At 71.9% G+C, this 26,327-nt stretch carries 27 protein-coding genes, 2 pseudogenes and 1 riboswitch; of the genes and pseudogenes, 21 read left to right on the plus strand and 8 right to left on the minus strand.

Features of this window, described 5'->3' with window-relative positions; all coding sequences use genetic code 11:
• Window positions 1-977: pseudogene (locus A8711_RS17485) on the minus strand (NlpC/P60 family protein); the annotation flags it as partial.
• Window positions 978-1,198: 221 nt separating this feature from the next.
• Between A8711_RS17485 and mqnE the strand changes: the two are divergent.
• The 3 genes from mqnE to A8711_RS17500 are packed head-to-tail and all read left to right on the plus strand — an operon-like array spanning window position 1,199 to window position 3,109.
• Window positions 1,199-2,368 (plus strand): aminofutalosine synthase MqnE, encoded by a 1,170-nt coding sequence (gene mqnE / locus A8711_RS17490; protein ID WP_043327375.1) that lies wholly within the window; start codon window positions 1,199-1,201, stop codon window positions 2,366-2,368.
• A gap of 7 nt (window positions 2,369-2,375) precedes the next feature.
• On the plus strand, window positions 2,376-2,804 hold the full coding sequence (locus A8711_RS17495) for a hypothetical protein (protein WP_043327373.1): 429 nt from the start codon (window positions 2,376-2,378) through the stop codon (window positions 2,802-2,804).
• 26 nt (window positions 2,805-2,830) lie between these two features.
• Window positions 2,831-3,109, plus strand: a complete 279-nt coding sequence (locus A8711_RS17500; RefSeq protein WP_069088699.1) for a DUF4229 domain-containing protein — start codon at window positions 2,831-2,833, stop codon at window positions 3,107-3,109.
• An 89-nt stretch (window positions 3,110-3,198) separates the two neighbouring features.
• On the opposite strand, the gene A8711_RS17505 is transcribed toward A8711_RS17500, so the two are convergent.
• Entirely contained in the window at window positions 3,199-4,539 is a 1,341-nt protein-coding gene (locus tag A8711_RS17505) for a C39 family peptidase (protein ID WP_069088698.1), read from the minus strand.
• A gap of 207 nt (window positions 4,540-4,746) precedes the next feature.
• Here A8711_RS17505 and A8711_RS17510 point away from each other — a divergent pair.
• The 4 genes and pseudogenes from A8711_RS17510 to A8711_RS17525 form a co-directional block, all read left to right on the plus strand.
• Window positions 4,747-6,066 (plus strand): annotated as a pseudogene (locus A8711_RS17510) (M14 family metallopeptidase); the annotation flags it as partial.
• 120 nt (window positions 6,067-6,186) lie between these two features.
• A riboswitch (cobalamin riboswitch) is annotated at window positions 6,187-6,280 on the plus strand.
• A gap of 107 nt (window positions 6,281-6,387) precedes the next feature.
• Complete coding sequence (locus A8711_RS17515; protein WP_069088697.1) at window positions 6,388-7,320, plus strand: ABC transporter substrate-binding protein; 933 nt, start codon at window positions 6,388-6,390, stop codon at window positions 7,318-7,320.
• A 77-nt stretch (window positions 7,321-7,397) separates the two neighbouring features.
• Entirely contained in the window at window positions 7,398-8,492 is a 1,095-nt protein-coding gene (locus A8711_RS17520; protein ID WP_069088714.1) for an iron ABC transporter permease, read from the plus strand.
• A complete protein-coding gene (locus tag A8711_RS17525; protein ID WP_043327362.1) occupies window positions 8,489-9,268 on the plus strand; it encodes an ABC transporter ATP-binding protein in 780 nt (259 codons plus the stop codon). Before A8711_RS17520 ends, A8711_RS17525 begins: the two co-directional genes overlap by 4 nt.
• Before the next feature lie 273 nt (window positions 9,269-9,541).
• On the opposite strand, the gene A8711_RS17530 is transcribed toward A8711_RS17525, so the two are convergent.
• From A8711_RS17530 to A8711_RS17540, 3 genes are all read right to left on the minus strand, one after another.
• On the minus strand, window positions 9,542-10,300 hold the full coding sequence (locus A8711_RS17530) for a VOC family protein (RefSeq protein WP_069088828.1): 759 nt from the start codon (window positions 10,298-10,300) through the stop codon (window positions 9,542-9,544).
• Between the two features lie 94 nt (window positions 10,301-10,394).
• Window positions 10,395-11,132 (minus strand): ABC transporter permease, encoded by a 738-nt coding sequence (locus A8711_RS17535; protein WP_043327358.1) that lies wholly within the window; start codon window positions 11,130-11,132, stop codon window positions 10,395-10,397.
• A gap of 9 nt (window positions 11,133-11,141) precedes the next feature.
• Window positions 11,142-12,029: an ABC transporter ATP-binding protein gene (locus A8711_RS17540; RefSeq protein ID WP_064448419.1), complete on the minus strand. Its 888-nt coding sequence runs from the start codon at window positions 12,027-12,029 to the stop codon at window positions 11,142-11,144.
• Window positions 12,030-12,183: 154 nt separating this feature from the next.
• Here A8711_RS17540 and A8711_RS17545 point away from each other — a divergent pair, with 154 nt between their 5' ends.
• Genes A8711_RS17545 through A8711_RS17560 form a run of 4 tightly spaced genes read left to right on the plus strand, consistent with a single transcriptional unit; the run spans window position 12,184 to window position 14,407 of the window.
• Window positions 12,184-12,504 (plus strand): type VII secretion target, encoded by a 321-nt coding sequence (locus tag A8711_RS17545; RefSeq protein WP_043327353.1) that lies wholly within the window; start codon window positions 12,184-12,186, stop codon window positions 12,502-12,504.
• Window positions 12,505-12,513: 9 nt separating this feature from the next.
• Window positions 12,514-13,440 carry a WXG100 family type VII secretion target gene (locus A8711_RS17550; RefSeq protein WP_043327351.1) on the plus strand — a complete coding sequence of 309 codons (927 nt, stop codon included), beginning with the start codon at window positions 12,514-12,516 and terminating at the stop codon, window positions 13,438-13,440.
• Window positions 13,441-13,449: 9 nt separating this feature from the next.
• A complete protein-coding gene (locus A8711_RS17555; RefSeq protein WP_043327350.1) occupies window positions 13,450-13,803 on the plus strand; it encodes a YbaB/EbfC family nucleoid-associated protein in 354 nt (117 codons plus the stop codon).
• A 4-nt stretch (window positions 13,804-13,807) separates the two neighbouring features.
• Complete coding sequence (locus A8711_RS17560) at window positions 13,808-14,407, plus strand: hypothetical protein (RefSeq protein ID WP_069088829.1); 600 nt, start codon at window positions 13,808-13,810, stop codon at window positions 14,405-14,407.
• 55 nt (window positions 14,408-14,462) lie between these two features.
• Here A8711_RS17560 and A8711_RS17565 read toward each other — a convergent pair whose 3' ends face one another.
• The gene (locus A8711_RS17565; protein ID WP_069088830.1) at window positions 14,463-16,526 is read right to left on the minus strand and encodes an AAA family ATPase; all 2,064 of its coding nucleotides are present in this window, start codon (window positions 16,524-16,526) and stop codon (window positions 14,463-14,465) included.
• A gap of 236 nt (window positions 16,527-16,762) precedes the next feature.
• Here A8711_RS17565 and A8711_RS17570 point away from each other — a divergent pair, with 236 nt between their 5' ends.
• The 5 genes from A8711_RS17570 to A8711_RS17590 all read left to right on the plus strand — a co-directional run bounded on the left by A8711_RS17570 (window position 16,763) and on the right by A8711_RS17590 (window position 20,338).
• Window positions 16,763-17,116: a type II toxin-antitoxin system RelE/ParE family toxin gene (locus tag A8711_RS17570; protein ID WP_043330725.1), complete on the plus strand. Its 354-nt coding sequence runs from the start codon at window positions 16,763-16,765 to the stop codon at window positions 17,114-17,116.
• Window positions 17,113-17,433, plus strand: a complete 321-nt coding sequence (locus A8711_RS17575; RefSeq protein WP_043327344.1) for a helix-turn-helix transcriptional regulator — start codon at window positions 17,113-17,115, stop codon at window positions 17,431-17,433. The genes A8711_RS17570 and A8711_RS17575 overlap by 4 nt, the downstream gene beginning before the upstream one ends.
• Window positions 17,434-17,488: 55 nt before the next feature.
• Entirely contained in the window at window positions 17,489-18,070 is a 582-nt protein-coding gene (locus tag A8711_RS17580) for a helix-turn-helix transcriptional regulator (RefSeq protein WP_043327342.1), read from the plus strand.
• Between the two features lie 40 nt (window positions 18,071-18,110).
• Window positions 18,111-19,352 (plus strand): MFS transporter, encoded by a 1,242-nt coding sequence (locus A8711_RS17585; RefSeq protein WP_069088831.1) that lies wholly within the window; start codon window positions 18,111-18,113, stop codon window positions 19,350-19,352.
• Window positions 19,353-19,486: 134 nt separating this feature from the next.
• A complete protein-coding gene (locus A8711_RS17590) occupies window positions 19,487-20,338 on the plus strand; it encodes a menaquinone biosynthetic enzyme MqnA/MqnD family protein (protein WP_030500756.1) in 852 nt (283 codons plus the stop codon).
• Window positions 20,339-20,382: 44 nt separating this feature from the next.
• Here A8711_RS17590 and A8711_RS17595 read toward each other — a convergent pair whose 3' ends face one another.
• Entirely contained in the window at window positions 20,383-21,318 is a 936-nt protein-coding gene (locus A8711_RS17595) for a hypothetical protein (RefSeq protein WP_069088832.1), read from the minus strand.
• Window positions 21,318-22,298 carry a hypothetical protein gene (locus tag A8711_RS17600; RefSeq protein WP_069088833.1) on the minus strand — a complete coding sequence of 327 codons (981 nt, stop codon included), beginning with the start codon at window positions 22,296-22,298 and terminating at the stop codon, window positions 21,318-21,320. The genes A8711_RS17595 and A8711_RS17600 overlap by 1 nt, the downstream gene beginning before the upstream one ends.
• Before the next feature lie 366 nt (window positions 22,299-22,664).
• On the opposite strand from A8711_RS17600, the gene paaA reads away from it, so the two are divergent.
• From paaA to paaE, 5 genes are read left to right on the plus strand one after another with little or no spacing between them, the layout of a single operon-like run.
• Window positions 22,665-23,732 (plus strand): 1,2-phenylacetyl-CoA epoxidase subunit PaaA, encoded by a 1,068-nt coding sequence (paaA, locus tag A8711_RS17605; protein ID WP_069088834.1) that lies wholly within the window; start codon window positions 22,665-22,667, stop codon window positions 23,730-23,732.
• Window positions 23,729-24,016, plus strand: coding sequence for a 1,2-phenylacetyl-CoA epoxidase subunit PaaB (gene paaB, locus A8711_RS17610; RefSeq protein ID WP_064448426.1), 288 nt, complete (start codon window positions 23,729-23,731; stop codon window positions 24,014-24,016). Before paaA ends, paaB begins: the two co-directional genes overlap by 4 nt.
• Window positions 24,013-24,735: a 1,2-phenylacetyl-CoA epoxidase subunit PaaC gene (gene paaC / locus A8711_RS17615; protein WP_064448427.1), complete on the plus strand. Its 723-nt coding sequence runs from the start codon at window positions 24,013-24,015 to the stop codon at window positions 24,733-24,735. Before paaB ends, paaC begins: the two co-directional genes overlap by 4 nt.
• Window positions 24,732-25,208 carry a 1,2-phenylacetyl-CoA epoxidase subunit PaaD gene (gene paaD, locus A8711_RS17620; protein WP_069088835.1) on the plus strand — a complete coding sequence of 159 codons (477 nt, stop codon included), beginning with the start codon at window positions 24,732-24,734 and terminating at the stop codon, window positions 25,206-25,208. Before paaC ends, paaD begins: the two co-directional genes overlap by 4 nt.
• On the plus strand, window positions 25,205-26,317 hold the full coding sequence (gene paaE / locus A8711_RS17625; protein ID WP_069088836.1) for a 1,2-phenylacetyl-CoA epoxidase subunit PaaE: 1,113 nt from the start codon (window positions 25,205-25,207) through the stop codon (window positions 26,315-26,317). Before paaD ends, paaE begins: the two co-directional genes overlap by 4 nt.
• Window positions 26,318-26,327 lie beyond the last annotated feature (10 nt).

The following is a 26,327-nucleotide window of genomic DNA, read 5'->3' on the forward strand; positions in this document are numbered from 1 at the left end:
TAGGAGGCGAGCACCAGGCCGGAGCAGTCGAACCGGTCCGGGCCCTCGGCGGCCCAGAGGTACGGGTCGCCGAGCTGGGCGAGGGCGTAGCGGACCGCGGCGAGCGCCTTGGGGTCCGCCGCCAGGCCGTCGATGCTCTGGTTGACGACGTACGAGGTGCCGAGCTGCTGCTCGGCGGCGTCGGCCAGGCGCTCGATCTCGAGCAGCTTGGCGGCGTTCTCCTTGCGCAGCGCGACGAGCGTCGTCTCCTGCTTGCGCAGGTCGGTCTCGGCGCGGGTGAACTCGGCGGCCTTCTCGGTCGCCCGGCGCTGGGCCGAGTCGTGCGCCTCCCGGGCGATCCGCTCGGCGTTCGTGGCCCGGAGGAGTTCGCCGGTCACCGACGTGGTGGCGCCCTCGGCCTTGTCGCCCCGGGTGATGCGCTGGAGGTTGGCGAAGTCACGCAGGCTGGCGCCGAACTCGCCCGGCGGCAGCGCCGCGTCGGCCTTGACCGCGTCGGCGGCGGCGCTCTTCGCGTTCTCCTGGGCCCGGGTGAGCGCGTCCTGGGCCTCCTTGAGCCGGGCGGCGGACTGGGTCAGCTCGGCCTGTGCGGCGTCCCGCTCGCCCTTGATCCGCAGCATTTCCTCGCCCAGCAGCCCGACCTGGGCGTCGAGCTGGTTGATCTGCGCGATCAGCGGGCCGTCGGCCGGGTTGGTGACGCCGGTGGTGCCGCCCGGCAGGCCCGGGACGGTTGCTCCGGGCACGCCCGGAACGCTGCCGGGCAGGCCGGGGACGCTGCCGGGCAGTTGCAGGGGGCCGGTGACCTGGGGGCGGGAGCCGGTGCTGGGCACGGTGTCGGGCAGCGGGTCGGCCCAGGCCGGGGTGGCGAGCGCCGCCGCCGCGACCGCACCGAGGAGGGCGGACCAGAGGGCCGGACGCAGGACCGGTGAGATCACCGGCTGCCGGCCTCGTCGCCGCCGGGCCTTGGTGCTGTCGGACATTCCGCTCCCCGTCCGGTCTGGTGCCCGCCACGCGAGGTGGGGCGTGTCAGGACAGGACGGCACTGGTGTGTGTTCCGCCCCACCCTGTCTTACCTCACCGTCGCAGCGATGTCGATGTGCGGAGAGTGACGGCGGGTGAACTGGCTCGACCACGTCGGCGGCTGGTCGGACCCGCGACGTACGCTCGATCGGGAACCCAGGGGGAAGGACGTGGCTTTCGGATGGACGCCGGACTCAAGCGCGAACTCGAAGCGAAGGTGTACGCCGGGGAGCGGTTGACCCGCGAGGACGGCATCGCCCTCTACGACAGCGACGACCTGACCTGGCTGGGCCGGCTGGCCCACCACAGGCGTACGGAGCTCAACGGCGACCGGGTGATGTTCAACGTCAACCGGCACCTGAACCTGACGAACGTCTGCTCGGCGTCGTGCGCGTACTGCTCGTTCCAGCGCAAGCCGGGCGAGAAGGACGCCTACACGATGCGGATCGACGAGGCGGTCCGTAAGGCCAAGGAGATGGAGGACGAGCAGCTCACCGAGCTGCACATCGTCAACGGCCTGCACCCGACGCTGCCCTGGCGCTACTACCCGAAGGTGCTGCGGGAGCTGAAGGCCGCGCTGCCGAACGTCAACCTCAAGGCGTTCACCGCGACCGAGGTGCAGTGGTTCGAGAAGATCAGCGGGCTCACCGCCGACGCGATCCTCGACGAGCTGATGGACGCCGGCCTGGAGTCGCTGACCGGCGGCGGCGCGGAGATCTTCGACTGGGAGATCCGCCAGCACATCGTCGACCACAACTGCCACTGGGAGGACTGGTCGCGCATCCACCGGCTGGCCCACTCCAAGGGCATGAAGACGCCGTCGACCATGCTCTACGGCCACATCGAGGAGCCCCGGCACCGGGTCGACCACGTGCTGCGGCTGCGCGAGCTGCAGGACGAGACCGGTGGCTTCCAGGTCTTCATCCCGCTGCGCTACCAGCACGACTTCGTCGACTCGGCGGACGGCAAGATCCGTAACCGGATCCAGGCCCGCACCACGATGGCCTCGCCGGCCGAGTCGCTGAAGACGTTCGCGGTCTCCCGGCTGTTGTTCGACAACGTGCCGCACGTCAAGTGCTTCTGGGTCATGCACGGCCTGTCGGTGGCGCAGCTCTCGCTGAACTTCGGCGTCGACGACCTGGACGGCTCGGTCGTGGAATACAAGATCACCCACGACGCCGACTCGTACGGCACGCCGAACACCATGCACCGCGACGACCTGCTGCACATGATCTGGGACGCCGGGTTCCGCCCGGTCGAGCGGAACACCCGCTACGAGATCGTGCGCGAGTACGACGGGCCGCCGTCGCTGGCCGAGCGCCGGTCCGAGCCGCAGCAGGTCTGGGCCTGAGCGGGCGATGAGCGGCGAGGAACAGCAGCGCGCCTTCCCCCGGCGTGACGCCGAGGGGCGCATCCTGACCCTCGGTGACCTGCTCGGCGTGAGCCTCGCCGGCCTGGTCATCGGGGTGCTGGCGCTGCTGGTCTTCGAATGGGCGTTCGCCACCATCGGCGACAGCGGCTTCGGGGGCACGAACGGCTGGCTGGCGGTGATCCTGCCGCTCTGGTTGTTCTGGGACGAGTTCCGGGCCTGGGAGTTCGGCGCCGCCCGGGTGGTGGCGGCGCTGGCCGGCATCGCGCTCGGCGTGCTCGCCGGTCTGCTGGCCGCCGGACTGGCCTCGGGGCTGCCCGCGCTGTTCACGGGAGCGTTGGCCGCGGCGGTGTTCACCGTGGTCTACGCGGTCGTCTGGTTTCATGGCGTGCACTGGCTGGCCCGGCGTACGGGCTGAGGCACGAAGAGAGTGGGAATGCGGGAATGAGCGCGGCGCTCAAGTACACGCTGGGCCGGATCGGGCTGTTCGTCGTCGTGCTGGCGGCCCTCTGGTTCGTCGACATGAACATGTTCCTGCGGCTGATGCTGGCGTTGATCTTCTCCGCCACGCTGTCGTTCTTCCTGCTCAAGGGCCTGCGGGACCAGATGGCCGGGGAGATGGCGGAGGCGGCCGAGCGGCGCCGCGTGGAGAAGGACCGGCTGCGCTCCGCGCTGGCCGGTGAGGACCAGGCCGAGCCGGACGGCGAACGCCGCGACAGCTGAGCGGACCGGCGGGGCCCGGCGCGCGACGTCGCGCCGGGCCCTTCGCGGTTCACCAGCCGGTCGAGCGGTTCACCGGATGGTCGAGCCGCTCACCAGTTGGTCGAGCCCGGGACGACCGGCCACGGCCGGTCGACCGGCTTGATCAGGTACGCGATGCCGCCCGAGCCGGAGGCCACTGTGCCGTTGGCGCGGTAGCGCTTGGTGCGCAGCCAGATCTGCTCGAACTGCTCCCGCTTGTAGACGTTGCGCACCGCCTCGTTCGAGGAGGACGCGGGGTCGTTCACGATCACGTCGCCCTCGGCGGTGAAGCCGACGATCACGAACAGGTGCCCGGCGGTGCCGTAGTTGGCCCCGTCGAGTTCGCTGGCGAGGAACGACTGCGAGGTGACCACCGGGATGCCGGCCTTGATGAAGCGTTCCGCCTCGTCCAGCGAGTGCAGCCGGGTGACCCGGCCCTCCAGGCCGGGGAAGCTCGCCGCGTACGCGGTGTTGAACGGCCAGTTGCCCGCGCCGTCGTACTCGTAGTCGTAGGTCATCCGGGCGGCGTGGTCGACAGTCGGGTCGGGGTAGGCGGGGTCGACCCAGGAGGTGTCCTCGGCCGAGGGCTTGCGGCCCCAGTACTCGACCACCATCTCCGTCGAGGTGGGTGAGCACCACGCCTCGCCACCGCCGTTGTACTCGGGGTACTCGCCGATGTGGACGTTCTGCGAGTAGCGCGGCACGGCCAGCTCGGTGCCCCAGGCGATGCCGCCCCGGCTCGGGGTGACGGTGAACCGGTCGGGCACGTTCGACGCCATCGCGCCGACCATCCGCACCTGCGGCGCGGCGGCCTGGCCGGGCGCGCGGTAGAGCGTCAGCCGCAACTGGTACGAGCGCAGCAGCACTCCGGCGTCGGCGTCGTCGATCGAGAACGTGTCGGTCCAGATGCTCGACCAGGGGTCGCCCTGGCCGTCCAGCGTGGACCGCTTGATGTCCTGGTCGCCGGAGGCCCAGCGGCCCATGACGAACCACGGGGTCTGCGCCCCGGTGTTGTACGTGCCGTGCAGCTCGACCTGGATCCAGGTGCCGGCCGGGGTGGCGGCGTTCCAGGACGCGACCATCTCGCTGGCGTCGAACCCGATCCGCCGCTCGGGTGAGGTCCAGGTGGCGTACTCCCAGGTGCGGGTCGTGCCGGTGTGCTCGTCGGTGAACTCGGTGGTGCCCACCGGGCGGTCGATGGTCAGCGCGGGGTGGCGGCCCGGTACGGCGCGGGTGCCCTGGTGGGAGCCGCTGCGCCAGTCGGGGAAGCGGGAGAACTCCTGGAACGTGATCTGTTCGTCGTGTGTGACGCCCGGCCGCGGGGCTTGTGCCTGGGCCGGTGCGGTGGTGCCGAGGAGGGTGAGCGCGGTGAGGCCGGCGAGGGCGGCCGCGCGCATGGGTCGTCCGAACATGGCAGCTCCACGGGGAGACGGCATCGTTGCCGTTCACTGTCGCGCCTGGCGGGAAGTTTCGCCAGATGTTCAGGCATGGAAAATCATTGCCGAAGTGACGATCAGGTCGGGATGACTAAAGGGAGAGACAGATATTGATATGACCATGTGTCTCCTGGTGGAGTGTGCGGACAACGGGAGCTCTCCCGTACCCCCAGGAGGTTGTCCATGGCCTTCCGCACCTCTCCGTTCCGCCGCCGGCTGGCGCTCGCCGCCGCCGTCGGCCTGACCATCGTCAGCGCGGCCGCCGCGCCCGCCGTCGCCCGGCCCGCGCCGGAGGGCTCCGGCGAGCCGGCCACCGTCGCGTACCGGGTGCTCGGCCCCCGCACCGCCGCGGACCGCACCGCGGTCGCCGGCACCGGCGCCGCCATCGACTACTCCGAACACGGTGTGTTGCACGTCACGGCCACCAAGGCCGAGGCGAACGCGATCACCCGGCTCGGGTTCCGGCTCGAGAAGGACGTCGTGCCGGAGCACGACCACGCCGACGGGGGCATGACCGCCAACGCGTTCCCGCCCGCCGACTCGAACTACCACGACTACGCCGAGCTGACAGCGGTGGTGAACAAGGTGGTCGCCGACCACCCGACCATCGCGCGGAAGCTGAGCATCGGCACGTCCTACCAGGGCCGGGACCTGATGGCCGTGAAGATCTCCGACAACGTCGCCACCGACGAGGCGGAGCCGGAGATCCTGTTCAACGCCCAGCAGCACGCGCGTGAGCACCTCACCGTCGAAATGGCGATCTACCTGCTCAACCTCTTCACCGACAACTACGGCAGCGACTCCCGGATCACAAACATCGTCAACACCCGGGAGATCTGGATCGTCCCCACCGTCAACCCCGACGGCAGCGAATACGACATCGCCACCGGCTCCTACCGCTCCTGGCGCAAGAACCGGCAGCCCAACAGCGGCTCCACCGCCGTCGGCACCGACCTGAACCGCAACTGGGGCTACCAGTGGGGCTGCTGCGGCGGCTCGTCCAGCTCGAAGTCGTCGGACACCTACCGGGGCCCGTCCGCCTTCTCCGCGCCGGAGACCGCGGCGCTGCGCAACTTCGTCAACAGCCGGGTCGTCGGCGGGGTGCAGCAGATCAAGGCGAACATCGACTTCCACACCTACTCGCAGCTGGTGCTCTGGCCGTACGGGTACACGTACAACAACACCGCCACCGGGATGAACACCGACCAGTACAACACCTTCGCCACCATCGGACGGCAGATGGCGGCGACCAACAACTACACCCCGGAACAGTCGAGCGACCTCTACATCGCCGACGGCACCAGCATCGACTGGATGTGGGGCGCCCACAAGATCTGGGCGTACACCTTCGAGATGTACCCCGGCTCGGCCTCCGGCGGCGGCTTCTACCCGCCGGACGAGGTGATCCCGGCGCAGACCTCACGCAACCGGGAAGCCGTGCTGATCCTGTCCGAGTACGCCGACTGCCCGTACCGGGCGATCGGCAAGCAGAGCCAGTACTGCTGACCTCACCACCGGGTGGGAACCCCGGTTCCACCCCCGCCGGGGTTCCCACCCACCCCCACCGTCCGGACGATCTCCGCTGGTCGTGCGCTACCGTGGCACCGACCGTGCCACAGCGAAGCCGGTGCGAAACCGGCGCTGTCCCGCAACTGTGATGCCCCGTACGCGCGGCGTCGGCCTCCCGCCGGCGCCGACGGACGTGGGACGAGCCAGGTCGCCTGCGGCCCGGTCGCGACACGCGCTCTCGAGGAAGGGCGCCTCGCGGACGGGCCTCTCTTCCTGTCGGCGAAGCACCACACTCCTCGACCGACAGGAGGCTTCATGTCCCGACGTACCCCCCGGCTCTTCGCCACCGCGCTCGCGGCCGGCGTGCTGCTTCTCGGCGGTTGCGCCGAGAAGACCTCGACCGACACCCCCGCCGCCGGCGCCTCCGGCGGCGCGTTCCCGGCCACCGTCGGCAAGCTGACGCTGGAGAAGCGGCCCGAGAAGATCGTCTCGCTCTCGCCGACCTCCACCGAGATGCTCTTCGCCATCGGCGCCGGCAAGCAGGTCACCGCCGTCGACGACCAGTCGAACTACCCGGCCGAGGCGCCCCGCACCGACCTGTCCGGCTACCAGCCGAACGCCGAGGCGGTCGCCTCCCGCAACCCCGACCTGGTGGTGATCTCGGACAACCTCAACAAGATCGCCGACCAGCTCGTCGCGCTGAAGATCCCGGTCCTGCAGATCCCCGCCGCGGCCACGCTCGACGACACGTACCGGCAGCTCACCGACCTGGGCACGCTCACCGGCCACCGGTCCGAGGCCGAGGCCGTGGTGCAGAAGATGAAGGACGACATCACCGCGCTGACCAAGGACCTGCCCAAGCGCACCGAGAAGCTGACCTACTTCCACGAGCTGGGTCCGGAGCTGTACACCGCGACCAGCAAGACGTTCATCGGCACCATCTACGCGCTCGCCGGGCTGGAGAACATCGCCGACCCGTCCGACGCCGACGGGAAGAACGGCGGCTACCCGCAGCTCTCCCAGGAGGTCATCGTCAAGGCGAACCCCGACTTCGTCTTCCTGTCCGACACCAAGTGCTGCAAGCAGAACGCCGACACGGTGAAGGCGCGCAGCGGGTGGGCCGGCATCAACGCGGTGAAGAACAACCAGATCGTGGAGCTGGACGACGACATCGCCTCGCGCTGGGGCCCGCGCGTGGTCGACCTTCTCAAGGTCATCGTCGACGCCACCGCCAAGGTTCCGGCCTGACAGTGGCCCTACGACAGGCGGACTCCGCCCCGAACCCGGCCGGAACGCCTCGGGCGTCCCGGCCGGGCATCCGGTCGCTGTCCCGCCCCGGGCGGCGCGGGGCGCCCGGCGCGGGCGGCGCCCCGGTCCGGCCCGCCGGGCTACGCAAGCGCTGGCTGCTCGCCGGAGTCGTGGCCGTGTTCGTCGCGCTGGTGGCCGGCGTCTCACTCGGCCCGGTCAGCCTGCCGCCCGGCAGCGTCGCCGCCGAACTGCTCAACCTGCTACCCGGGGTACGCCTCGACAGCGGGCTCACCGAGCGGGAAATCGCGATCATCACCGAGCTGCGGCTGCCCCGGGTCGTGCTCGGCCTGCTCGTCGGCGCGCTCCTCGCCCTGGCCGGCGGCTGCTACCAGGGCGTCTTCCGCAACCCGCTGGCCGACCCGTACCTGCTCGGCGTGGCGGCCGGCGCCGGCTTCGCGGTCACCACGGCGATCGTGCTCGGCGCCGGAGCCGGCGGGGCGCTGACCGGGCTGCCGATCACCATCCCGCTCGCCGCGTTCGTCGGCTCGCTCGGCGCGGTCGTGCTGACGTACCTGCTCGGCGCGGCCGGCGGACGGGACCGGTCACCGGCCACGCTGATCCTGGCCGGGGTGGCGGTCTCGGCGTTCTTCGGCGCCGGGCAGACGTACCTGCTGCAACAGCACTCCGACAACATCCAGCAGGTCTACTCCTGGCTGCTCGGGCGGCTCGCCACCGCCGGCTGGCACGACGTGTGGCTGGTCCTGCCGTACTTCGTGCTCACCGCCGTTGTGGTGCTGCTGCACCGGCGTGAGCTGGACGTGCTCTCCGTCGGCGACGACGAGGCCACCGGCCTGGGGCTGCACCCGCAGCGCTCCCGCTACCTGCTGATCGCCGCCGCGTCGCTCGGTACCGCCGCAGCGGTCTCCGCGTCCGGGCTGATCGGCTTCGTCGGCATCATCGTGCCGCACACCATGCGGCTGCTCTTCGGCTCCAGCCACCGGATCATCCTGCCGCTGTCCATGCTGTTCGGCGGCGCGTTCCTCGCGCTCACCGACGTGGTCGCCCGTACCGCCGCCGCCCCCGCCGAGATCCCGATCGGCGTGGTCACCGCGCTGCTCGGCGGCCCGTTCTTCGTCCTCGTCCTGCGTACCGCCCGCCGGGTGGCGATGTGAACGCCCCCGCCGTGCGCGTGCACGACCTGCGGGTCGCCCTCGGCGGCAACCCGATCCTGGCCGGCGTCGACCTCACGGTCTCCGCCGGTGAGTGGGTCACCGTGATCGGACCCAACGGCGCCGGCAAGTCGACCCTGCTGCGCGCCGTCGGCGGCCTGCTGACCGGCCCGGGCGAGGTCGCACTCTTCGGTACGCCGATCGGCGCGCTCCGCCGCCGCGAACGGGCCCGGGTGGTGGCCACGGTGGCTCAGTCCCCGGTGGTGCCGGCCGGTATGTCGGTCTTCGACTACACGCTGCTCGGGCGTACCCCGTACATCCCGGCGCTGGGCCGCGAGTCCGCCGCCGACCTGGCCGCCGTGCACGAGGTGCTGGACCGGCTCGACCTCGGCCCGTTCGCACACCGTGAGCTGGCCACGCTCTCCGGCGGCGAGCGGCAGCGCGTCTTCCTGGCCCGGGCGCTGGCCCAGGGAGCCACCCTGCTGCTGCTGGACGAGCCGACGAGCGCGCTGGACATCGGGCACCAGCAGGAGGTGCTGGAACTGGTCGACCAGCTCCGCCGCGAGCACGGCCTGACCGTGCTGGCCACCATGCACGACCTCTCCATCGCCGGCGAGTACGCCGACCGTCTGGTGCTGCTGGCCGACGGCCGGGTGGCCGCCGCCGGTCCACCGGACGAGGTGCTCACCGAGGCCCTGCTGGCCCGCCACTACCGCGCCCACATCCGGGTGATCCCCGGCGACCACGGCCCCTTGGTGGTCCCCGTCCGCCCAACCTGACCTCACCCGCCCCGCCTTCGCGCCGTCGATCTTGCACTTCCGGCCCCGACAAAAGGTGCGAATGTGACGCCACGAGGGCCGCAACTGCAAGATCGGCGGACGGGGTGGCGGCTTTGCCGCTGAACAGCCCACCCTCAGGGAGCGCCGTCCCGAATCCTGGGCAGGTGTTCCGATTGCCGGGAGGGCAGATAGATCTTGGTGCGAACAGGCCCTCCTGGGGGCCAACCCGTACCAAGATCTCGACCGGACCCGCCTCGCGCGCGGCGGAGGGGGTCAGCGGAGGGTGGAGATGGAGAAGAGGGCGCCGGACGGGTCGCGCAGGGCGGCGCTGCGGCCGGCCGGGTTGTCGCGCGGCGGGACCAGGACGGTGCCGCCCAGCTCGGCGGCCCGCGCGGCGGTGACGTCGGCGTCCTCCACCGCGAAGTAGACGGCCCAGTACGCGGGCAGGTCCTCCGGCATCGGCTCGGCCCGGGGCAGCATGCCGGCGACGATCCGGGCGCCGCAGCGCCACCCGGTGTACGGCACCGGCCCGGCGGGACGTTCCTCCGGATGCCAGCCGAAGACCAGCGCGTAGAACTCCTTGGCGTTCTCCGGATCGGGGGTGACCAGCTCGTTCCAGCACATCGCGCCAGGTGCGTTGAACAGTTCGGCCCCGCGCATCGCCATCGGCTGCCAGACGCTGAACACCGCGCCCGCCGGGTCGGCGAGCACCGCCATCCGGCCCTGCGTGGCGACGTCGAACGGGGAGACCACCACCTGCCCRCCGGCCGCCTCCACCCGGGTCGCGACCAGGTCGGCGTCGTCGGTGGCCACGTACATCGACCAGACCGGCACCTGGTCCGGCGTGGCCGGCGGGCCGGCCCCGGCGACGGCCTTGCCGTTCTTCTGGAAGAYGGTGTAGCCGCCCGCTTCCGGCTCGGGGGAGATCTGCCCGGTCCAGCCGAACAGCTCGGGGTAGAACCGTCGCGCGTCCTCCAGCCCCGGCGTGGCCAGGTCGGTCCAGCAGGGTGTGCCGGGCTCGACGCCGTTCACGGTGACCCCTCTCGCCGGGGACGGTCCCGCTGACCCGCCCTGTCGGCATCGTGGCACCGCCGGGTCGGCCACCGGGCCGGAACCGGACAAAAGGTCAGGTGAAGCGGCGTCCCTCGTCCCGCCGGTACGCCCAGCCGGCGGCCGCGGCGAGCACCAGCACCCAGACTCCCAGCATCACCAGCGACAGGGTGCCGGGCCGGAAGTCGGTCACCGCCGCCCAGATCAGTTCCACCGCGCCCCGGGTCGGCAGGTAGGGGGCGATCGCCTTGATGAAGCCGGGCGCGTCGTCCGGCCCGGAGAGCAGGCCGCCGCCGAACGCCAGCGGGAAGAAGATCACCTGCGCCACCACGATCGCCGCCTTGCTCGGCAGCGCGTAGCCGATCGCCAGGCCGAGCAGCGTGAACGGCACCGAGATCACCGCTACCGCGCCGAGCCCGAGCAGGAACTGCAGCGCGCTGACCCGGGCCTCGGTGGCCACCGCGGCGATCACCACTACCGGGATCATCGACACGTACGTCAGCACCAGCCCGGCCAGGATCCGCCCGGTGAGTCGCGGGGCCGGTCCGGTCGGCAGGGTCCGGGTGTACGGGTTCCAGGGCTGGTCGCGGTCCTCGGCGACACCCACGCCGTACTGGAAGATGTTGGCGCTCATCACCGCGAACGTCACCATGGCGGCGGTGGCGTAGGTGGCGCCGGTGGGGTCGTCGCCGGCGAACGGCACCACGAAGAAGAGCATCGCGGCCGCGGGGAAGAAGGCGCTGCCCACCACCGCCACCGGAATCCGGATGATCTCCAGGAGGTGGTAGCGGGCGTGGACGAGGGCGAGCGGCACGACTGTCTCCTAGGCGGGGGTGGGCGCGGGCCGGTCGCCGGCCGTGATGGCGAGGAACGCCTCCTCCAGCGAGGTGGGCCGGACCTCCAGGTCGCGGAACGCCACCCCGGCGGTGACCAGGTCGCGGACGAGCTGGTCGGCGTCGGTGGTGAGCAGGTGCACCCGCCCGTCGGCGCGTTCGGTGGCGACCACCCCGGGCAGCGTCGGCAGGTCGTCGGCGACCAGGCTGACCCGGCGTACGCCGACCATCCCGCGGATCGCCGTCACCGAGTCGTCGGCCAGCACCCGCCCGTGGCCGATCACCACGACGCGCTGCGCGAGCGCCTCCACCTCCTCCAGGTAGTGGCTGCTCAGCAGCACGGCGCCGCCGTCGGCGTGGAAGCCGCGGATCGCGTCCCAGAGCGCGTGCCGCGCCTCCACGTCGAGGCCGGTGGTCGGCTCGTCCAGCACCACCAGCCGGGGACGGCCGACGAACGCCAGCGCCACCGCCAGCCGGCGACGCTGGCCGCCGGAGAGGCCGCCGGTCTGCCGGCGTACCTGGTCGGCGAGGCCGAACCGGTCGAGCAGTTCGCCCCGGGGCACCGGGTCGGGGAAGTGCGCGGAGACGAAGTCGACCACCTCGCCGACCCGCAGCGTGCCGGGCAGGCCGGTCTCCTGCGGCGTGACGCCGAGCTGCCGCCGGCTCGCCGGGTCACGCGGGTCGCCGCCGCACAACTCGACCCGGCCGCCGCTCGGGCGGCGCAGCCCGACCAGCAGGTTGATCAGGGTGCTCTTGCCGGCGCCGTTCGGGCCGAGCAGGCCGACCAGCTCCCCGGCCCGGACGGTCAGGTCGACCCGGTCCAGGGCCAGCACGTCGCCGTAGCGGCGACTGACCTGTTCGGCGCGGGCCAGGATCATCCGGGGCTCCTCGGGCGGCGGAAGGGTGCTCGTGCACTCCCTGTCTACCGTGCCGGGGCAACCGTCGCCGCCCCCTGTGGAACTGCGCACATCCCCTAGGCTGGTGGCGCCGTCGAGGACGGTGGAAGTTCCGACCGGACACTGGGGAGGGTCCGTGACCAGTCCGAGCAGGAATCTCGAGGTGCAGCCGGAGGCGTTGACGGCGTTCGCCGCCGCCTCCCGGGACCGGGCCGGCCAGTTCCGTGAGCTGCACCGGCTGTTCCGCGACGGCCACGTGGCCCGGCACGCGTTCGGCGTGATGCCCGCGTCGTTCAGTCTCGCCGCCGCGTACGAGCAGCAGTTCGAGGCGTGCCTGGCAGGGCTGGAGGACGGCGCCGAGGTGATGGCGACGATCGCCGAGGGGCTCCGCGACACCGCCGAGGCGTACACCGGCACGGACGTGGCCAACACCGACATGTTCCAGCCGGGCGCCTGAGGGGGCGGGATGAGCACCGAGGCGCTGCAGCGCAACAAGACCTACTTCGAGCAGATCGTGTCGGGCACGCCCGACCCGTTCAAGCCGCTCTCGAACGCGGTGCTGTGGCCGTTCGAGCAGCTGCTGGAACTGGTCGCCGGCGAGCCGGACGATCTGATGCGGGCGGCCCAGCTCGCGCTGACCACCGGCGACGCGGTCCGGCGGATCGCCGGCGACCAGGTCGCCGACCGGGCCCGGCTGCGCGGCGCCTGGGACGGCGACGCGGCGGACAAGTTCCACGCCTCGATGGAGTCGATCGAGGAGGCGATGGAGGAACTGGCCAAGGGGCTGGACGGCACCAAGGAGGTGCTGGTCGACGCCGCCAATGCCGCTGTCGACGCGTTCAACCTGCTGGTCGAGCTGATCCTGGAGTTCCTGCTCTGGTTCCTGACCGAGGTCATCATCGCCGCGGTGGCGGCAGTGCTGAGCGCCGGGGTGAGCCTGGCCGCCACAGTGGTYCGGGTGCTGGCCCGGCTCGCCACCACCGTCGGCCGCATGGTCAAGATCGTGGCGCGGTTCGCGGAGATCCTCACGAAGCTCGCCACCAAGCTCCAGAAGGTCGCCGAGTTGCTCATGCGCTACCGCCAGGTGGTGCTGGAGCTCCGCAAGGCCAAGAAGGCGTACGGCGCGTTCAGTAAGGCCGGCTACACCAGGGAGGCGGTGCTGTTCAAGGCCAAACGCGCCGCCATCCTGTTCCCGGGCAAGTTCGCCATCAACCAGGCGTCACCGGTGAACATCCCCGGTATCGGCGGCGCCCTGCTCGACACCGGCATGGGGCTGCACGACATCTCCGACGGGCGCAAGGACCGCAACTACCTGGTGGACGGCACGTACCGCGAGGATCTCGGCCCGTACACAAAGGGCGTGCAGAACGTGTTCGACTCGATCGTGAACTGAGAGGCACCCATGACGTTCCCGGCCCTGGACCGGATCGAGGCGCTGGCCCGCAACCTGGACGGGTGGCAGCGCGAACTCGGCGCGCGGATGGCCGAGCTGGAGCAGAGCAGCGCCCAGGGGGTCAGCGACTCCGGCCTGGTCACCGTGGTGGCCGCCGCCGACGGCAAGATCCTCTCCACCGATATCAACGCGCGGGCCATGCGGTTCGACTCGTACACGCTGGCCGAGGAGATCACCGCCGCGGCGAACCGGGCGCAGGAGGCCGCCGCCGCCCGGGTACGCGAGATCGTCGGCGAGGTGATGGGCAACGCCCCGGCGGCGGAGCGCCGTACCGACGACGGCTACGGCGACGGCCGATACTGAGCCGATGGACGAGACCAGATACCGCGACCCGATCGACCGGCTCGTCGAGCCGGGCGAGCGCGTGCTGGCCCACGCCAAGGCCGACGTCGGCCAGGGCCTCGCTCCGGCGCCGCCGCCCGAACCGGAGTCCACTGCCGAGCCGGGTCGGCGGACGCTCGGCTCGGTGCTGCTGAACGTCCTCCTGCCGCTCGCCACCTGGGACCGCGGCGACCGGCTGGTCGATGCGATCGGCTGGGGGATCGCCGGCCGTGGCGAGCCCGGCTCGGCCGCCTCCCGCCTGCACCGCGCGCTCCGCCCGGCCCGGCCCGACCTCCAGGTCCGGGAGACGCTGCTCGCGGTCACCGACCGGCGGCTGCTGGTCTGCCGTACCGGCGGGGTCAAGCTGCTGGCCGGGCGCGAGGCCGAGGAACGCGCGCTGGCCGAGACGTCGGTGGCGTGGTCGGCCGCGCGTGCGGAGGTCGCCTCGGCCCGGGTCGGGTGGCACCGGCTCAACCCGAAGCGGCTGCGGATCGACTTCACCGACGGTTCCTGGCTGTCGTTCACCGTGCCGATCGCCGACTCCGGCCGGCCGCTGCGCGAGGTCGCCGCCGCGTTGAGCACCTGACCGGGCCCGCTCGCCGGGCCGCGACCAGGGGCCGGGCCGCAGCAGCCCGCCCAGGTCAGGTGGCCAGCGGCGCGGGCAGCGGCTCGCGGTGCAGCACGGCCAGGCGGGAGACCGCCCGGGTCAGCACCACGTAGAGGCGGTGCAGCCCACGCGGCTCCGCGGCCACGATCGCGGCCGGCTCGACGACCACCACGTGGTCGTACTCCAGGCCCTTGACCAGCGTCGCCGGGACCACTGTGACGCGCGCCGCGGCCTCGACGTCGTCGGCCGTCGCGGTTGCGACGCCCGCGTCGGCGAGCGCCGCGCGCAGCCGGTCCACCGCGTCGTCCGCGGCGATCACACCGACCGAGCCGTCGTGCGCGAGCGCCGCCCGCACCTCGGCCACCGTCGCGGCCGCCAGGTCCTCGGCGGTACGCACATCCAGCGCGCCGTCGTGGCGAAGCGAGCGGGCCGGGGGTACGTCGACGGCGAGCGCCGGCAGCAGCCGGTTCGCGAACGCCACCACTGCCGCCGGCACCCGGAAGCCCACGCTCAGCGGCACCACAGCGGCGTCCGGCTTGCCCAGGTGGGCCAGGGACTCCCGCCAGTCGGTCGCGGCCCACGGCGCGGTGCCCTGGGCGAGGTCGCCGAGAAGCGTGATCGAGCCGTGCTCGCTGCGCCGGGCGATGGCGCGGCACTGCATCGGGGAGAGGTCCTGCGCCTCGTCCACCACCACGTGCCCGAAGCCGGCGGGCCGTTCCAGCAGCCCGGCCACCTCGTCGATGAGCACCGCGTCGGCGGCGGTCCACCGGGTCGCCTTCGCGGTGCGCGCGGGCTTGCCGGACCGGAACAGCTCCTGCTCCTCGGGCGTGAGCAGGCCGTCCGCGGCGGCGGCGAGCGCGTCGGCGTCGGTGCGCAGCCGGTGCAGCAGCCCGTCCGGGGTGAGCGCCGGCCAGACCGCGTCGAGCAGGTCGGTGACCGGCTTGATCCGGCTCATCCGCCGCAGCCAGGCGTCGCTCGGCGACTCCGCCCGGCGCGCCTCCGCCTGGCGTTGCAGCAGCCCCACCACCCGCGCCCGGACCCGTTCCCGGCCGGTGGCGTAGGGCAGCCCTTCCTGGCGCGTCTCGGTGACCAGCCGGTGCAGCGGGTCGAGCCCGATCCGCCACCGGTACGAGCCGTCCGACACCATGATCGGCTCGGTGGGCGTACCGATGTGGGCCTCGACGGCCCGGCGCAGCACCTCGGCCATCCGGACGTCGTGCTTGAGCGCGGCGGCGGCCGGATCGTCGACCGCGCGGACCGGAACCCGCGCGACCAGGTCCTCCACGGTGGCCTGCTCGACCTCGACCTCACCGAGCGCGGGGAGCACCGCCGCGATGTACGACAGGAACGCCCGGTTCGGCCCGACGATCAGCACTCCCGAGCGGCGCAGTCGTTCCCGGTGCAGATAGAGCAGGTACGCGGCGCGGTGCAGCCCGACCGCTGTCTTCCCGGTGCCGGGCGCGCCCTGCACGCAGATCGAGTCGGCCAGGTCGGCCCGGACCAGTTCGTCCTGCTCCGGCTGGATGGTGGCGACGATGTCGCGCATCGGGCCGACGCGGGGGCGCTCGATCTCGGCGGTGAGGATGCGGCTGGCGGTGCCGAGTTCCTCGCCCCGGTCCAGGTGCTCGTCCTCGAAGCTGGTCAGCACGCCCGCGCTGAACCCGAACCGGCGGCGTACGGCGACGCCCTGCGGGTCACGCGCGCTGGCCCGGTAGAACGACCGGGAGACCGGGGCCCGCCAGTCCAGCACCAGCGGCTCGCCCAGCTCGTCGGTGACGTGCCGCCGCCCGACGTGGTAGTCCCGCCCGGCGTGGTCCGGGTCCGTCTCCCCGAAGTCGAGGCGGCCGAAGAACAGCGGCGTGGTCGGGTCGTCGGCCAGCTCCTTGACCCGCCGGGCCATGTGCCGGCCGAGCTGCTCGGCGGTGTACGAGTCACCGGCCACCTTGTCGCCGGTGGCGAAGAGCGCCTCGGCGCGTTCCCGCATCCGTTTCAGCGCGACTCGGGAGGCGTCGAGGTGGGCACGTTCGGCGGTCAGCTCGGCGTCGAGGTCGGGCGTGGCGTCACGTTCGGGCGTGGTGTCAAGTTCGGTTGCGGGCACTGTGAACTCCGATGGCTCAACTGAGGCTCGCTCGCGTGTCCGGGGCGGTTGGCCTGCTCCCGGCGCGGGGACGTCCGCTGCGGTGCATGCTCACCGCGGCCGTCGGGCGGCCATCCACGCTACGGCCATCCAGCCGCCCGCACCACCGATTTTTCCTGCCGAGCGTGTCACTCGACCGACCCGGCTCTTAATAATATTCTTAAGTTCGGGGGTGAGAAGTGGAGTGGGAAATTCTGATGACCGGGCAGGTCGAGGACTTCCTCGATGAGCTCTACGCTGCCGACCGTGAGTCGCACCGCCTGGTGAACCAGGCAATCCTGGTGCTGGAACGCAACGGTCCCATCGAGGGGCGCCCGCTGGTCGACAGCATCACCGCATCTCGCCTCAGTAACCTCAAGGAGCTGCGGCCTCCCTCTGCCGGGCGCACCGAGATCAGGATTCTCTTCGTCTTCGACCCGTGGCGCTCCGCGGTTCTGCTGGTCGCCGGCGACAAGTCGGGGCAGTGGACGCGCTGGTACCGGGATGCCATTCCGGAGGCGGAGCAGCTCTACGACACCTATCTCAAGGAGCGGCAGGAGGAGATTCGATGAGCGGCGTCAAGCGGTGGCGTGACACCTCGCACCTGGGCCGGGCGGTGGAGACCGCCGGTGGTGTGCAGGCATTCGAGGCCGCGATCGGTGGCATGCTCGACGAGGCCCGCGGGTGGCGTCTCGCGGAGCTGCGCAAGCGGCGCGAGATGACTCAGGAGCAGGTCGCGTTGAGGATGGGTGTGTCGGTCGCGCGGGTGTCGCAGATCGAGGCGGGCAGTGTCGCGACCCAGGACGTGCTCGCGCGATACATCGCCGCTCTCGGCGGCACGCTCAAGCTGATCGCCGATTTCGGCGACGAGCAGCTCAAGGTCGCCTGAGTCGACGGGCTCCACCCTGCGTGTCCAGGTGTCGGCGGCGCGGGATCATTGGGGCATGACCGAGGCGCGGCCCGAGCAGCGCCGAGTGACGATCAGCGACCCGCAGGTGATGCGGGCGCTGGCTCACCCGGCCCGTATGGCGATCATGGAACATCTCGGCACGCTGGAGGGCGGTGCGACGGCCACCGAGTGCGCCGAGATCGCCGGGCTGTCGCCGAGCGCGACCAGCTACCACCTGCGTGAGCTGGCGAAGTTCGGGCTGATCCGGCAGGCGCCCGGCCGGGGGGACGCGCGGGAGCGGGTGTGGCAGGCGGTGAATCCGTCGTTCCACGTCGAGGTGGGGCCGGATGCCGAACCGGAGGCACGCGCCGCCGAGGCGGCCCTGGTCGAGGCGCAYATGGTCCGCGACGCCCAGCGGGTCCGGGACTGGTTGCGCCGCGCGCCGGACGAGTCGCCGGAGTGGTACGCGGCGACCTGGTTCAGCGACAGCGTGCTGCTGGTGACCGCCGAGGAGTTGAGCGAGTTGAACCAGGCGATCCAGGCGCTGATGGAGCCGTACCGGCGGCGGCATCGGGCCGATCCACCCGCCGGGGTCCGTGCGGTGGCGGCTCAGTACCGGGCGATGCCCATCGACTGAGGGGTTGCGCGCACCAGGTGTGAAGGATTATTTTCGAAGTATGTCCTTCGCATCTGGCTCCTCGTGCTGGCCGGACGTCTGGCTCGCGGCCACCGCGCGTGGCATCTCCAGTTGCGGGAACTTCCTGGTCACCAGCGCCCTCACGCTCGCGCTCCAGTCCGCCGGGGCCGGTGGGCTCGCCGTCTCCGGGCTGCTGCTCGCCGCGACGCTGCCGCTGGTCGCGCTCGCGCCGCTGACCGGTCGTCTCGCCGACCGGGTGGACAGCCGGGTGCTGCTGATCGCGACCGGGCTCGGTCAGGGGGCGACCTGCCTGGCGCTCGCCTACGCACCGGGTCCGGCGCTGGTGATCGCCCTGGTGGCACTTCTGGCCACCGGCCTCGCGGTCTCCCAGCCGGTGATCTCCGCGCTGGTGCCGGTGATGGTGCGGCCGGAGGACCTGCCCCGGGCCGGCGCGCTCAACCAGACCGCCGGCACACTCGGCGCGCTCGCCGGACCGGCGTTGGCCGGGCTCCTGGTCGGCCAGTTCGGCACCCGGGTACCGCTGCTCCTCGGCGCGCTCAGCTATCTCTCCCTGGTGGCGGCCGGGCTGCTCGTCCGTACCCGAAGGGGTGGCCGCCGGGTGACCGTCGGCGCCGCCGCGGCGGTCGCGCCCCCGTGGCGGTTCCGGCGCGACCCGCTGCTGACGGTGACGGTCGGCAGCGTGGCCGCGGTGATCGGCGCGGTCGGGGCGGTGAACGTGATCGAGGTCTTCTTCATCCGGGAGACGCTCGGCAGCAGCGCCACCGTGTACGGGCTGGTCACCAGCTCGTGGACGCTCGGCATCGTGCTCGGCGCGTGGCTGTTCGCCCGGATCGCCCGCCGGCTCGCCGACGACGGCGCGCTGCTCGGCGCCGGGCTGGTGCTGCTCGGCGGATGCTGCCTGGCGGTGCTCGTGTCGGCGGCGGTGCCCTCGGCGTGGCTGCTCGTGCCGATCTGGTTGCTGGGCGGGGTCGGTAACGGCGGCGACAACGTCTTCAACAACCTCCTGCTGGCCCGGCGGGTGCCGGAGGCGGCCCGGGGCCGGGCGTTCGCGGTCTTCGGCGCGGCGGCACAGGGCGCCGCGATGGGCGGCTACCTGGTCGGGGGCCTGCTGCTGGAGGTGGCCGGCCCGCGCACGCTGATCGCCGGCTGCGGCGTGGCCGGCCTGCTGGTGGTGGCGGCGCTGGCCGGGCCGGTCCGCCGGGCGGTACGCGCCGAGCGCGCCGTCGTCCCCGCCGCAGCCGTGGCGGCGGAGGCCGCGTGAGCTGGTGTTAAGAAGGGCCCCTTCCGCTACCGGAGGCGTTAACAAGGGGCCCTTCCTTACCGCCGGGTGCGGAGTTCACCACTCCATCGGATCCCCCGGCGGCGGGGGAGAGGTCGCGGCGATACGGTCGGGTCATGGCCGATCGCATCGCCCGCCCCCGGGTGGGGCACATCCAGTTCCTCAACTGCCTGCCCATCTACTGGGGGCTGATGCGGTCCGGCGCGCTCATCGACGTCGACCTGCACAAGGACTCGCCGGACCGGCTCAGCGCCGACCTGGTCGCCGGTGACCTCGACATCGGCCCGATCACGCTCGTGGAGTTCCTCAAGCACGCCGACGACCTGCTGCTCCTGCCCGACCTGGCGGTCGGCAGCGACGGGCCGGTGCTCTCGGTGAACATGGTGTCCACCCGCCCGCTGGGCGAGCTGGACGGCGCCCGGGTCGCGCTCGGCTCGACGTCGCGTACCGGGGTGCTGCTGGCCCAGCTGCTGCTCGCCGAGCGGCACGGGGTGCGGCCGGAGTACTTCCGCTGCCCGCCGGACCTGACCCAGATGCTGCTGGAGGCCGACGCCGGGGTGCTGATCGGCGACGTGGCGCTGCGCGCGCTGTACGAGGCGCCCGCCAAGGGCCTCGAGGTGACCGACCTGGGTCAGGCGTGGCACGACTGGACCGGGCTGCCGATGGTCTTCGCCGTCTGGGCGGTACGCCGTGACTTCGCCGCCGCCCACCCCGGCCTGGTCAAGGAGGTGCACGAGGCGTTCCTGCGCTCGCGTGACCTGTGCCTGGCCGAGCTGGACCAGGTGGCGGAGGCGGCGGCCCGCTGGGAGACGTTCGACGCGGACACGCTCGCCACGTACTTCCGGGCGCTGGACTTCTCGCTCGGTGAGCGGCAGGTGGCCGGGCTGCGCGAGTTCGCCCGCCGGGCGGCCGCGTACGGGGAGGTGCCGGCGCTGCCGGCCGACGGTCCGGAGTTCTTCCAGGGCTGAGCGTGCGGCCCGGCTGCCGACCCCGCGGTGGGCGGCCGGGCGGATCAGGTGGCCGGGCGCAGCAGCGCCTTGGTGATCCGTTCGCAGGCGTCCATGCCGTACTCCCAGCCGCCCTCGACACCGAACGGGCTGCGGACCATCACGCCCATCGTCCACGTGTCGCCGATGGCGAGGCAGTTGACGTGGTACTCCTTTTCCTTGTCCCGGTCGATCCACCCGTTCTTGATGGCGATCTTCTTCTGCTGGGCGGCCGGGAACGCCTTGCGGATGCCGAAGTCACCGGGGGCGCGTACCTGGCGCATCTCGTTGAGCAGCCACTTGGTCCACTTCGGCCCGGCCGCGCGGCCGTCGTCGATGCAGAGCCCGAGCCGGGCGGTGTCCCGGGGAGACAGCTCGGTGCGGCTCCAGCCGCCGTCCGAGGCGACCGCGCTGTCGGTGAGCTTGCAGATCGAGATGAGGCGCTCGATCGAGTCGGAACCGCCCACGCTCTCGTAGAACTCCTGGGCGCGGGTGTTGTCGCTGTCGCGAATGATCTTCGTGGCGTCGGCCAGCTTCGCCTCGCTCGGCGTCTTGCCGTCCTCGGCGCGCAGGCGCAGGTAGTCGGCCACCACCCAGGACTTGATCAGCGAAGCGGTAGTGCTGGTCTCGTCCATGTTCGCGGAACCGATGATCTTTCCGGTGCGCTTGTCCAGCACGGACCAGGCGTACCAGCCCTTGATCTTCAGGCTGTCCAGGTTCTTCTCCTGGAACGGCAGCGGGGTGAGCGCCGGTGAGGGAGCGACGCGCGGCGCGTTGCGGTCGACGGTTTGCCGGGCGGACCGCTCGTTGGTCGGCTCGGGGTGCGAGCTTGCGGTGGCCTCCAGCGGCGAGCCGGGGATCACCCGCAGGGAGAGGCCGAGCAGTCCGAGGAGAACCACTGCCAGGGCGCTGAACGCCAGCGGGCGGCGATGGCTGCCGGGTCGACGCCGGGCGCCGGCCATCAGAGCTTCCCGGCCGGCTGTTGCGGCACCTTGAGCGCGGCGCCGGGCTGCGGCGTCACGAGCTGGGTGGCGACGCTGGCGCACATCTTCGCGCCGTACGACAGGCCGGCCCTGGCCGGGTAGCGCATCATGACCGAGAGACTCCACTTGTCGGTGAACGCCAAGCAGCTGACGTGCCAGTTGCCGTCGTAGGCGAGCCGCGTCCAGCCGTTCTTCATGTGCACCGGGCCCTGCGCCTTGATCGTCGCGGGCAGGCCGTCGATGATGCCCCACCGGCCGCCGCCGGAGCGCTCCTCCTGCTGCTTGACGCTGCCGGCCACCTTGGTCATCTCGCTGAGCAGCCACTTCGTCCACTTGGGCCCGGCGGCGCGGCCGTCGGCGATGCAGTCGCCGAGGCGAACGGCGTCCCGGGGGGACATCTCGGTGAAGCTCCACCAGCCCTCGTAGTCGGGCACGTCGCCGGGCCTGGTGTCGGTCAGGCCGCAGATCCGGATCGCGCGCGCGATGACCGGGTCCGGCTTGCCGCCCGGCTGCGGCTTGTAGGAGCCGCCGGCCGCCCGGTAGACCCGGTTGGCGCCGTCGTCGTCGCTGTCCCGGATCGCCAGGATCGCCGCCTTCTTCAGGTCGTCGCTCGGCTCCTTCTCGCCGAGCTGGCGCAGGTAGTCCGCGACGATCCAGGCCTTGAGCATCGACTCGGTGGAGCTGGTCTGGTTCATGTTCTTCGCGCCGGTGACGGTGCCCGTCTCGCGGTCCATCAGTGCCCAGGAGAAGAACTCGCCCTCGAACTTCACCGAGACCGGCGCGTTGGCGAGCGTCGGCGGTGCGGGGGCGGTCGGGCTCGGCGCCGGGACCTGTCCACCGCCGCCGATGCCGCCCTCGCCGCTGCCGCCGGCGAACTTGGCGTACGCGGCGGGCACCAGCATGACGCCACCGACGAGGACCGCCACGATGGCGAGCACCATGGTCACGCGAGGTCGCATGAGTGGTGAACTCCAGATGTATGGCCGGGGGGACCGGCGCTTCCGCAGGTTTCGCTCCGGTCGCCACAAGGCCGGGGGACGTTGGCCTGAACGGTGACGATCTTGGAGCCGAACGGCTTGCCGGGGGAAGTCTACTTCCGGACTGTCGATATGCCAGGTCTCGACACCCGCCGACTTGGTGGGAAGGGCGGGTTATTGACGTGCTTTGCCAGCCTTGGGAGGTTTCACCTTCATTGAGTGATCGACATCACAGTCACTCTCCGATTGCTGGCGATGACGGCAGGCGCTTGTCCGGTCGTGGAAGGCGGCTCGCGAATGCTGTTACACCCTCTGGTGTCAATCGTGCCGAGCTGTAACACTAGCTACATGTATGGCAATGACTTCGCTCCGCCGGAGGACGCTCCGGGCGGCGGCCTGCTCGGCGAAGTGGAGGCCGCGGAGGCGGCGCTGCGCGAAGCGGCGGCGCGTGCGCGGCGCGGCGGTCCGGCACCGGACGAGGACGTCGAGGCGTACTTCGCCGACGTCATCGACGCGGACCAGAAGATCGAGCCCCGCGACTGGATGCCCGAGGCGTACCGCAGGACGCTGATCCGGCAGATCGCGCAGCACGCGCACTCCGAGATCATCGGCATGCAGCCGGAGGGCAACTGGATCAGCCGGGCGCCGTCGCTCAAGCGCAAGGCGATCCTGCTGGCGAAGGTGCAGGACGAGGCCGGCCACGGCCTCTACCTCTACGCGGCGGCCGAGACGCTCGGGATCAGCCGCGACGAGCTGGTGGACCTGCTGCTCGACGGGCGGCAGAAGTACAGCTCGATCTTCAACTACCCGACGCTGACCTGGGCCGACGTGGGCGCGATCGGCTGGCTCGTGGACGGCGCGGCGATCGTCAACCAGGTGCCGCTGTGCCGCTGCTCCTACGGCCCGTACGCCCGGGCGATGATCCGGGTCTGCAAGGAGGAGTCGTTCCACCAGCGGCAGGGCTACGAGATCCTGCACACGCTGGCGCACGGCACCGAAGCGCAGAAGGCGATGGCTCAGGACGCGGTGGACCGCTGGTGGTACCCGTCACTTGCCATGTTCGGCCCGCCGGACGGCGACTCGACGCACAGCGCCCAGTCGATGGCCTGGAAGATCAAGCGCTTCTCCAACGACGAGCTGCGCCAGCGTTTCGTCGACATGTGCGTCGGCCAGGCGGAGGTGCTCGGCCTCACCCTGCCCGACCCGGACCTGCGCTGGAACGACGAGCGCCAAGCGTACGACTACACCAAGCCCGACTACGACGAGCTGATGCGGGTGATCAAGGGCAACGGGCCGTGCAACAGGGAGCGCATGGCGCACCGGCGCAAGGCGCACGCCGACGGCGCGTGGGTACGGGAGGCCGCCGCGGCGTACGCCGCGAGGCGGGCGGAGCGAAAGGAGTCGGTGGCGGCATGAGCAGCTCGTCCTCTCCCCTCTGGGAGGTCTTCGTGCGGGCCCGCCGTGGCCTGTCGCACACCCACGTCGGCAGCCTGCACGCCCCCGACGCCGAGCTGGCCCTGCGCAACGCCCGGGACCTCTACACCCGCCGCCAGGAGGGCGTATCCATCTGGGTGGTGCCGGCGAGCGCGATCACCGCGTCCAGCCCGGACGAGAAGGACTCGTTCTTCGACCCGGCCGCCGACAAGGTCTACCGGCACCCCACCTTCTACGAGGTCCCCGAAGGGGCGGCGCACCTATGAGCCGGTTCGACTTCACGCTCGCCATCGGCGACGACGCGCTCATCGCGGCGCAGCGCCTCGGTGAGTGGACCTCCCGCGCGCCGGAGATGGAAGAGGACATCGCGCTCGCGAACATCGCCCTCGACCAGCTCGGCGCGGCGCGGCTGCTGCTCACGTACGCGGGCGAGCTGGAGGGCGCCGGCCGCGACGAGGACGACCTGGCCTACCTGCGCGACGACCGCGAGTTCCGCAACTGCCTGCTGGTCGAGCTGCCGAACGGCGACTTCGGCGTGACCATGGCGAAGCTGTTCTTCCTGGCCGCGTACCAGGTGCCGCTCTACACGGCGCTGGCCGGCTGCGCGGACGAACGGCTCGCGGCGGTCGGCGCGAAGGCGCGCAAGGAGTCGGCGTACCACCTGGACCACGCGGCGCTGTGGGTGAAGCGGCTCGGCGACGGCACGGAGGAGTCGCACCGGCGCATGCAGGACGCGGTCGACGAGGTGTGGCCGTACGTCCACGAGCTGTTCAACCCGGATCCGGCGGCGCCGGTCGACCCGTCCACCCTTCGGGCCGACTTCGACGCCACCGTGTCCGCTGTGCTGGACGAGGCGACGCTCACCCGCCCGGAGACGGGCTGGACGCCCGGTGGTGGCCGGGACGGCCTGCACACCGAGCACCTCTCGTACCTGCTCGCCGAGATGCAGGTGCTGCACCGCGCCCACCCCGGAGCGAGCTGGTGACAAGCGCGAGGGACGCCGCGGCGGCGGTGGTGGACCCGGAGATCCGGGTCATCACCATCGACGAGCTGGGCATCCTGCGCGCCGTCGACGAGGAGCCCGGCACCGGCCGGGTCGTCGTCACGATCACCCCCACCTACACCGGCTGCCCGGCCATGGACGTGATCCGGGCGGACATCCGCCGGGCGCTGGCCGCCGCCGGGCATCCGGACGCCGAGGTCCGCACCGTCTACCACCCGGCGTGGAGCACCGACTGGATCTCCGACACCGGCCGGGCCAAGCTCGCCGCCGCCGGCATCGCCCCGCCCGCGCCGCGCGGCGACGACACGGTGGTGCCGCTGACGCTGGCCGTACGCTGCCCGCGCTGCGGGTCGCCGGAGACCACCCAGATCAGCCGTTTCGGCTCGACCGCGTGCAAGGCGCTGTGGCGCTGCCGCTCCTGTTCCGAACCCTTCGACCACCTGAAGGCGCTGTGACTGTCACCATCACGCGGCCGGTTCGCCGCCGGCCGGTCTTCCACCCGCTGCCCGTGGCCGCCGTGGACCGGCTCACCGACGACTCGGTGTCGATCACGTTCGCGGTGCCGGAGGAGCTGCGCGAGACGTTCGCGTTCGCCGCCGGGCAGCACCTCACCGTCCGCCGCCCGGCCGACGCCGACGGCGGGGAGGTGCGGCGGTCGTACTCGATCTGCTCCACCCCCGACGAGCTGGCCCGGCACGGCCGGTTGCGGGTCGGGGTGCGTGAGGTGCCGGGCGGGGCGTTCTCCGCGTACGCCTGCGGCGCGCTGCGTGGCGGCGACACCGTCGAGGTGCTGCCGCCGCTGGGCCACTTCACCTCCGCGTTCACCCCGGACCGGGTCCGCCGGTACGGCGCGGTGGTCGCCGGTTCCGGCATCACCCCGGTCCTCGGCCTGGCCGCGACCGCGCTGGCGACCGAGCCGCGCAGCACGTTCACGCTGGTGTACGGCAACCGCACGGCGAACTCGGTGATGTTCGCCGAGGAGCTGGCGGACCTGAAGGACCGCTATCCGACCCGGCTGCACCTGGTGCACGTGCTGTCCCGGGAGATGGGCGAGTCGGCGCTGCTGTCGGGGCGGATCGACGCCGACCGGCTGACCCGGCTGCTCGACACCGTCGTACCGGGGGACGAGATCGAGGAGTGGTTCCTCTGCGGCCCGTACGGGATGGTGGTGGACGCCAAGGCGGTGCTGGCCGGTCGTGGCGTGCCGGACGCGGCGGTGCACACCGAGCTGTTCCACGTCGACGCCCCGCCGGAGCCGGTCCGGCGTGAGGTCGAGCGGCCCGGCGCGGGCACCGACGTGACGATCGTGCTGGACGGGCGCTCGTCCAGTTTCACCATGGGCCGGGACGAGCGGGTGCTGGACGCGGCACTGCGGGTGCGCGGCGAGCTGCCGTACGCCTGCAAGGGCGGGGTGTGCTCGACCTGCCGGGCCAAGGTGACGGCGGGCGAGGTGACGATGGCGCGCAACTACGCGCTGGAGCCGGACGAGGTGGCCGCCGGTTACGTACTGACCTGTCAGTCGAGTCCCGTAACCGACGAGCTGACCGTCGACTACGACGCCTAGCGGCGCCGCC

The organism is Micromonospora sp. II (genome assembly GCF_001709195.1).
Classification (GTDB): domain Bacteria; phylum Actinomycetota; class Actinomycetes; order Mycobacteriales; family Micromonosporaceae; genus Micromonospora; species Micromonospora chalcea.

Coding starts and splice junctions, on each gene's coding strand:
- A8711_RS17570 (WP_043330725.1), top strand. CDS start 16,763: ATGACCGGGCAGGTCGAGGACTTCCTCGATGAGCTCTACGCTGCCGAC.
- A8711_RS17540 (WP_064448419.1), bottom strand. CDS start 12,029: ATGATCCTGGCCCGCGCCGAACAGGTCAGTCGCCGCTACGGCGACGTG.
- A8711_RS17555 (WP_043327350.1), top strand. CDS start 13,450: ATGACGTTCCCGGCCCTGGACCGGATCGAGGCGCTGGCCCGCAACCTG.
- mqnE (WP_043327375.1), top strand. CDS start 1,199: ATGGACGCCGGACTCAAGCGCGAACTCGAAGCGAAGGTGTACGCCGGG.
- paaC (WP_064448427.1), top strand. CDS start 24,013: ATGAGCCGGTTCGACTTCACGCTCGCCATCGGCGACGACGCGCTCATC.
- paaB (WP_064448426.1), top strand. CDS start 23,729: ATGAGCAGCTCGTCCTCTCCCCTCTGGGAGGTCTTCGTGCGGGCCCGC.
- A8711_RS17515 (WP_069088697.1), top strand. CDS start 6,388: ATGTCCCGACGTACCCCCCGGCTCTTCGCCACCGCGCTCGCGGCCGGC.
- A8711_RS17590 (WP_030500756.1), top strand. CDS start 19,487: ATGGCCGATCGCATCGCCCGCCCCCGGGTGGGGCACATCCAGTTCCTC.
- A8711_RS17500 (WP_069088699.1), top strand. CDS start 2,831: ATGAGCGCGGCGCTCAAGTACACGCTGGGCCGGATCGGGCTGTTCGTC.
- A8711_RS17560 (WP_069088829.1), top strand. CDS start 13,808: ATGGACGAGACCAGATACCGCGACCCGATCGACCGGCTCGTCGAGCCG.
- paaA (WP_069088834.1), top strand. CDS start 22,665: ATGTATGGCAATGACTTCGCTCCGCCGGAGGACGCTCCGGGCGGCGGC.
- A8711_RS17505 (WP_069088698.1), bottom strand. CDS start 4,539: ATGTTCGGACGACCCATGCGCGCGGCCGCCCTCGCCGGCCTCACCGCG.
- A8711_RS17575 (WP_043327344.1), top strand. CDS start 17,113: ATGAGCGGCGTCAAGCGGTGGCGTGACACCTCGCACCTGGGCCGGGCG.
- A8711_RS17495 (WP_043327373.1), top strand. CDS start 2,376: ATGAGCGGCGAGGAACAGCAGCGCGCCTTCCCCCGGCGTGACGCCGAG.
- A8711_RS17585 (WP_069088831.1), top strand. CDS start 18,111: ATGTCCTTCGCATCTGGCTCCTCGTGCTGGCCGGACGTCTGGCTCGCG.
- A8711_RS17600 (WP_069088833.1), bottom strand. CDS start 22,298: ATGCGACCTCGCGTGACCATGGTGCTCGCCATCGTGGCGGTCCTCGTC.
- A8711_RS17595 (WP_069088832.1), bottom strand. CDS start 21,318: ATGGCCGGCGCCCGGCGTCGACCCGGCAGCCATCGCCGCCCGCTGGCG.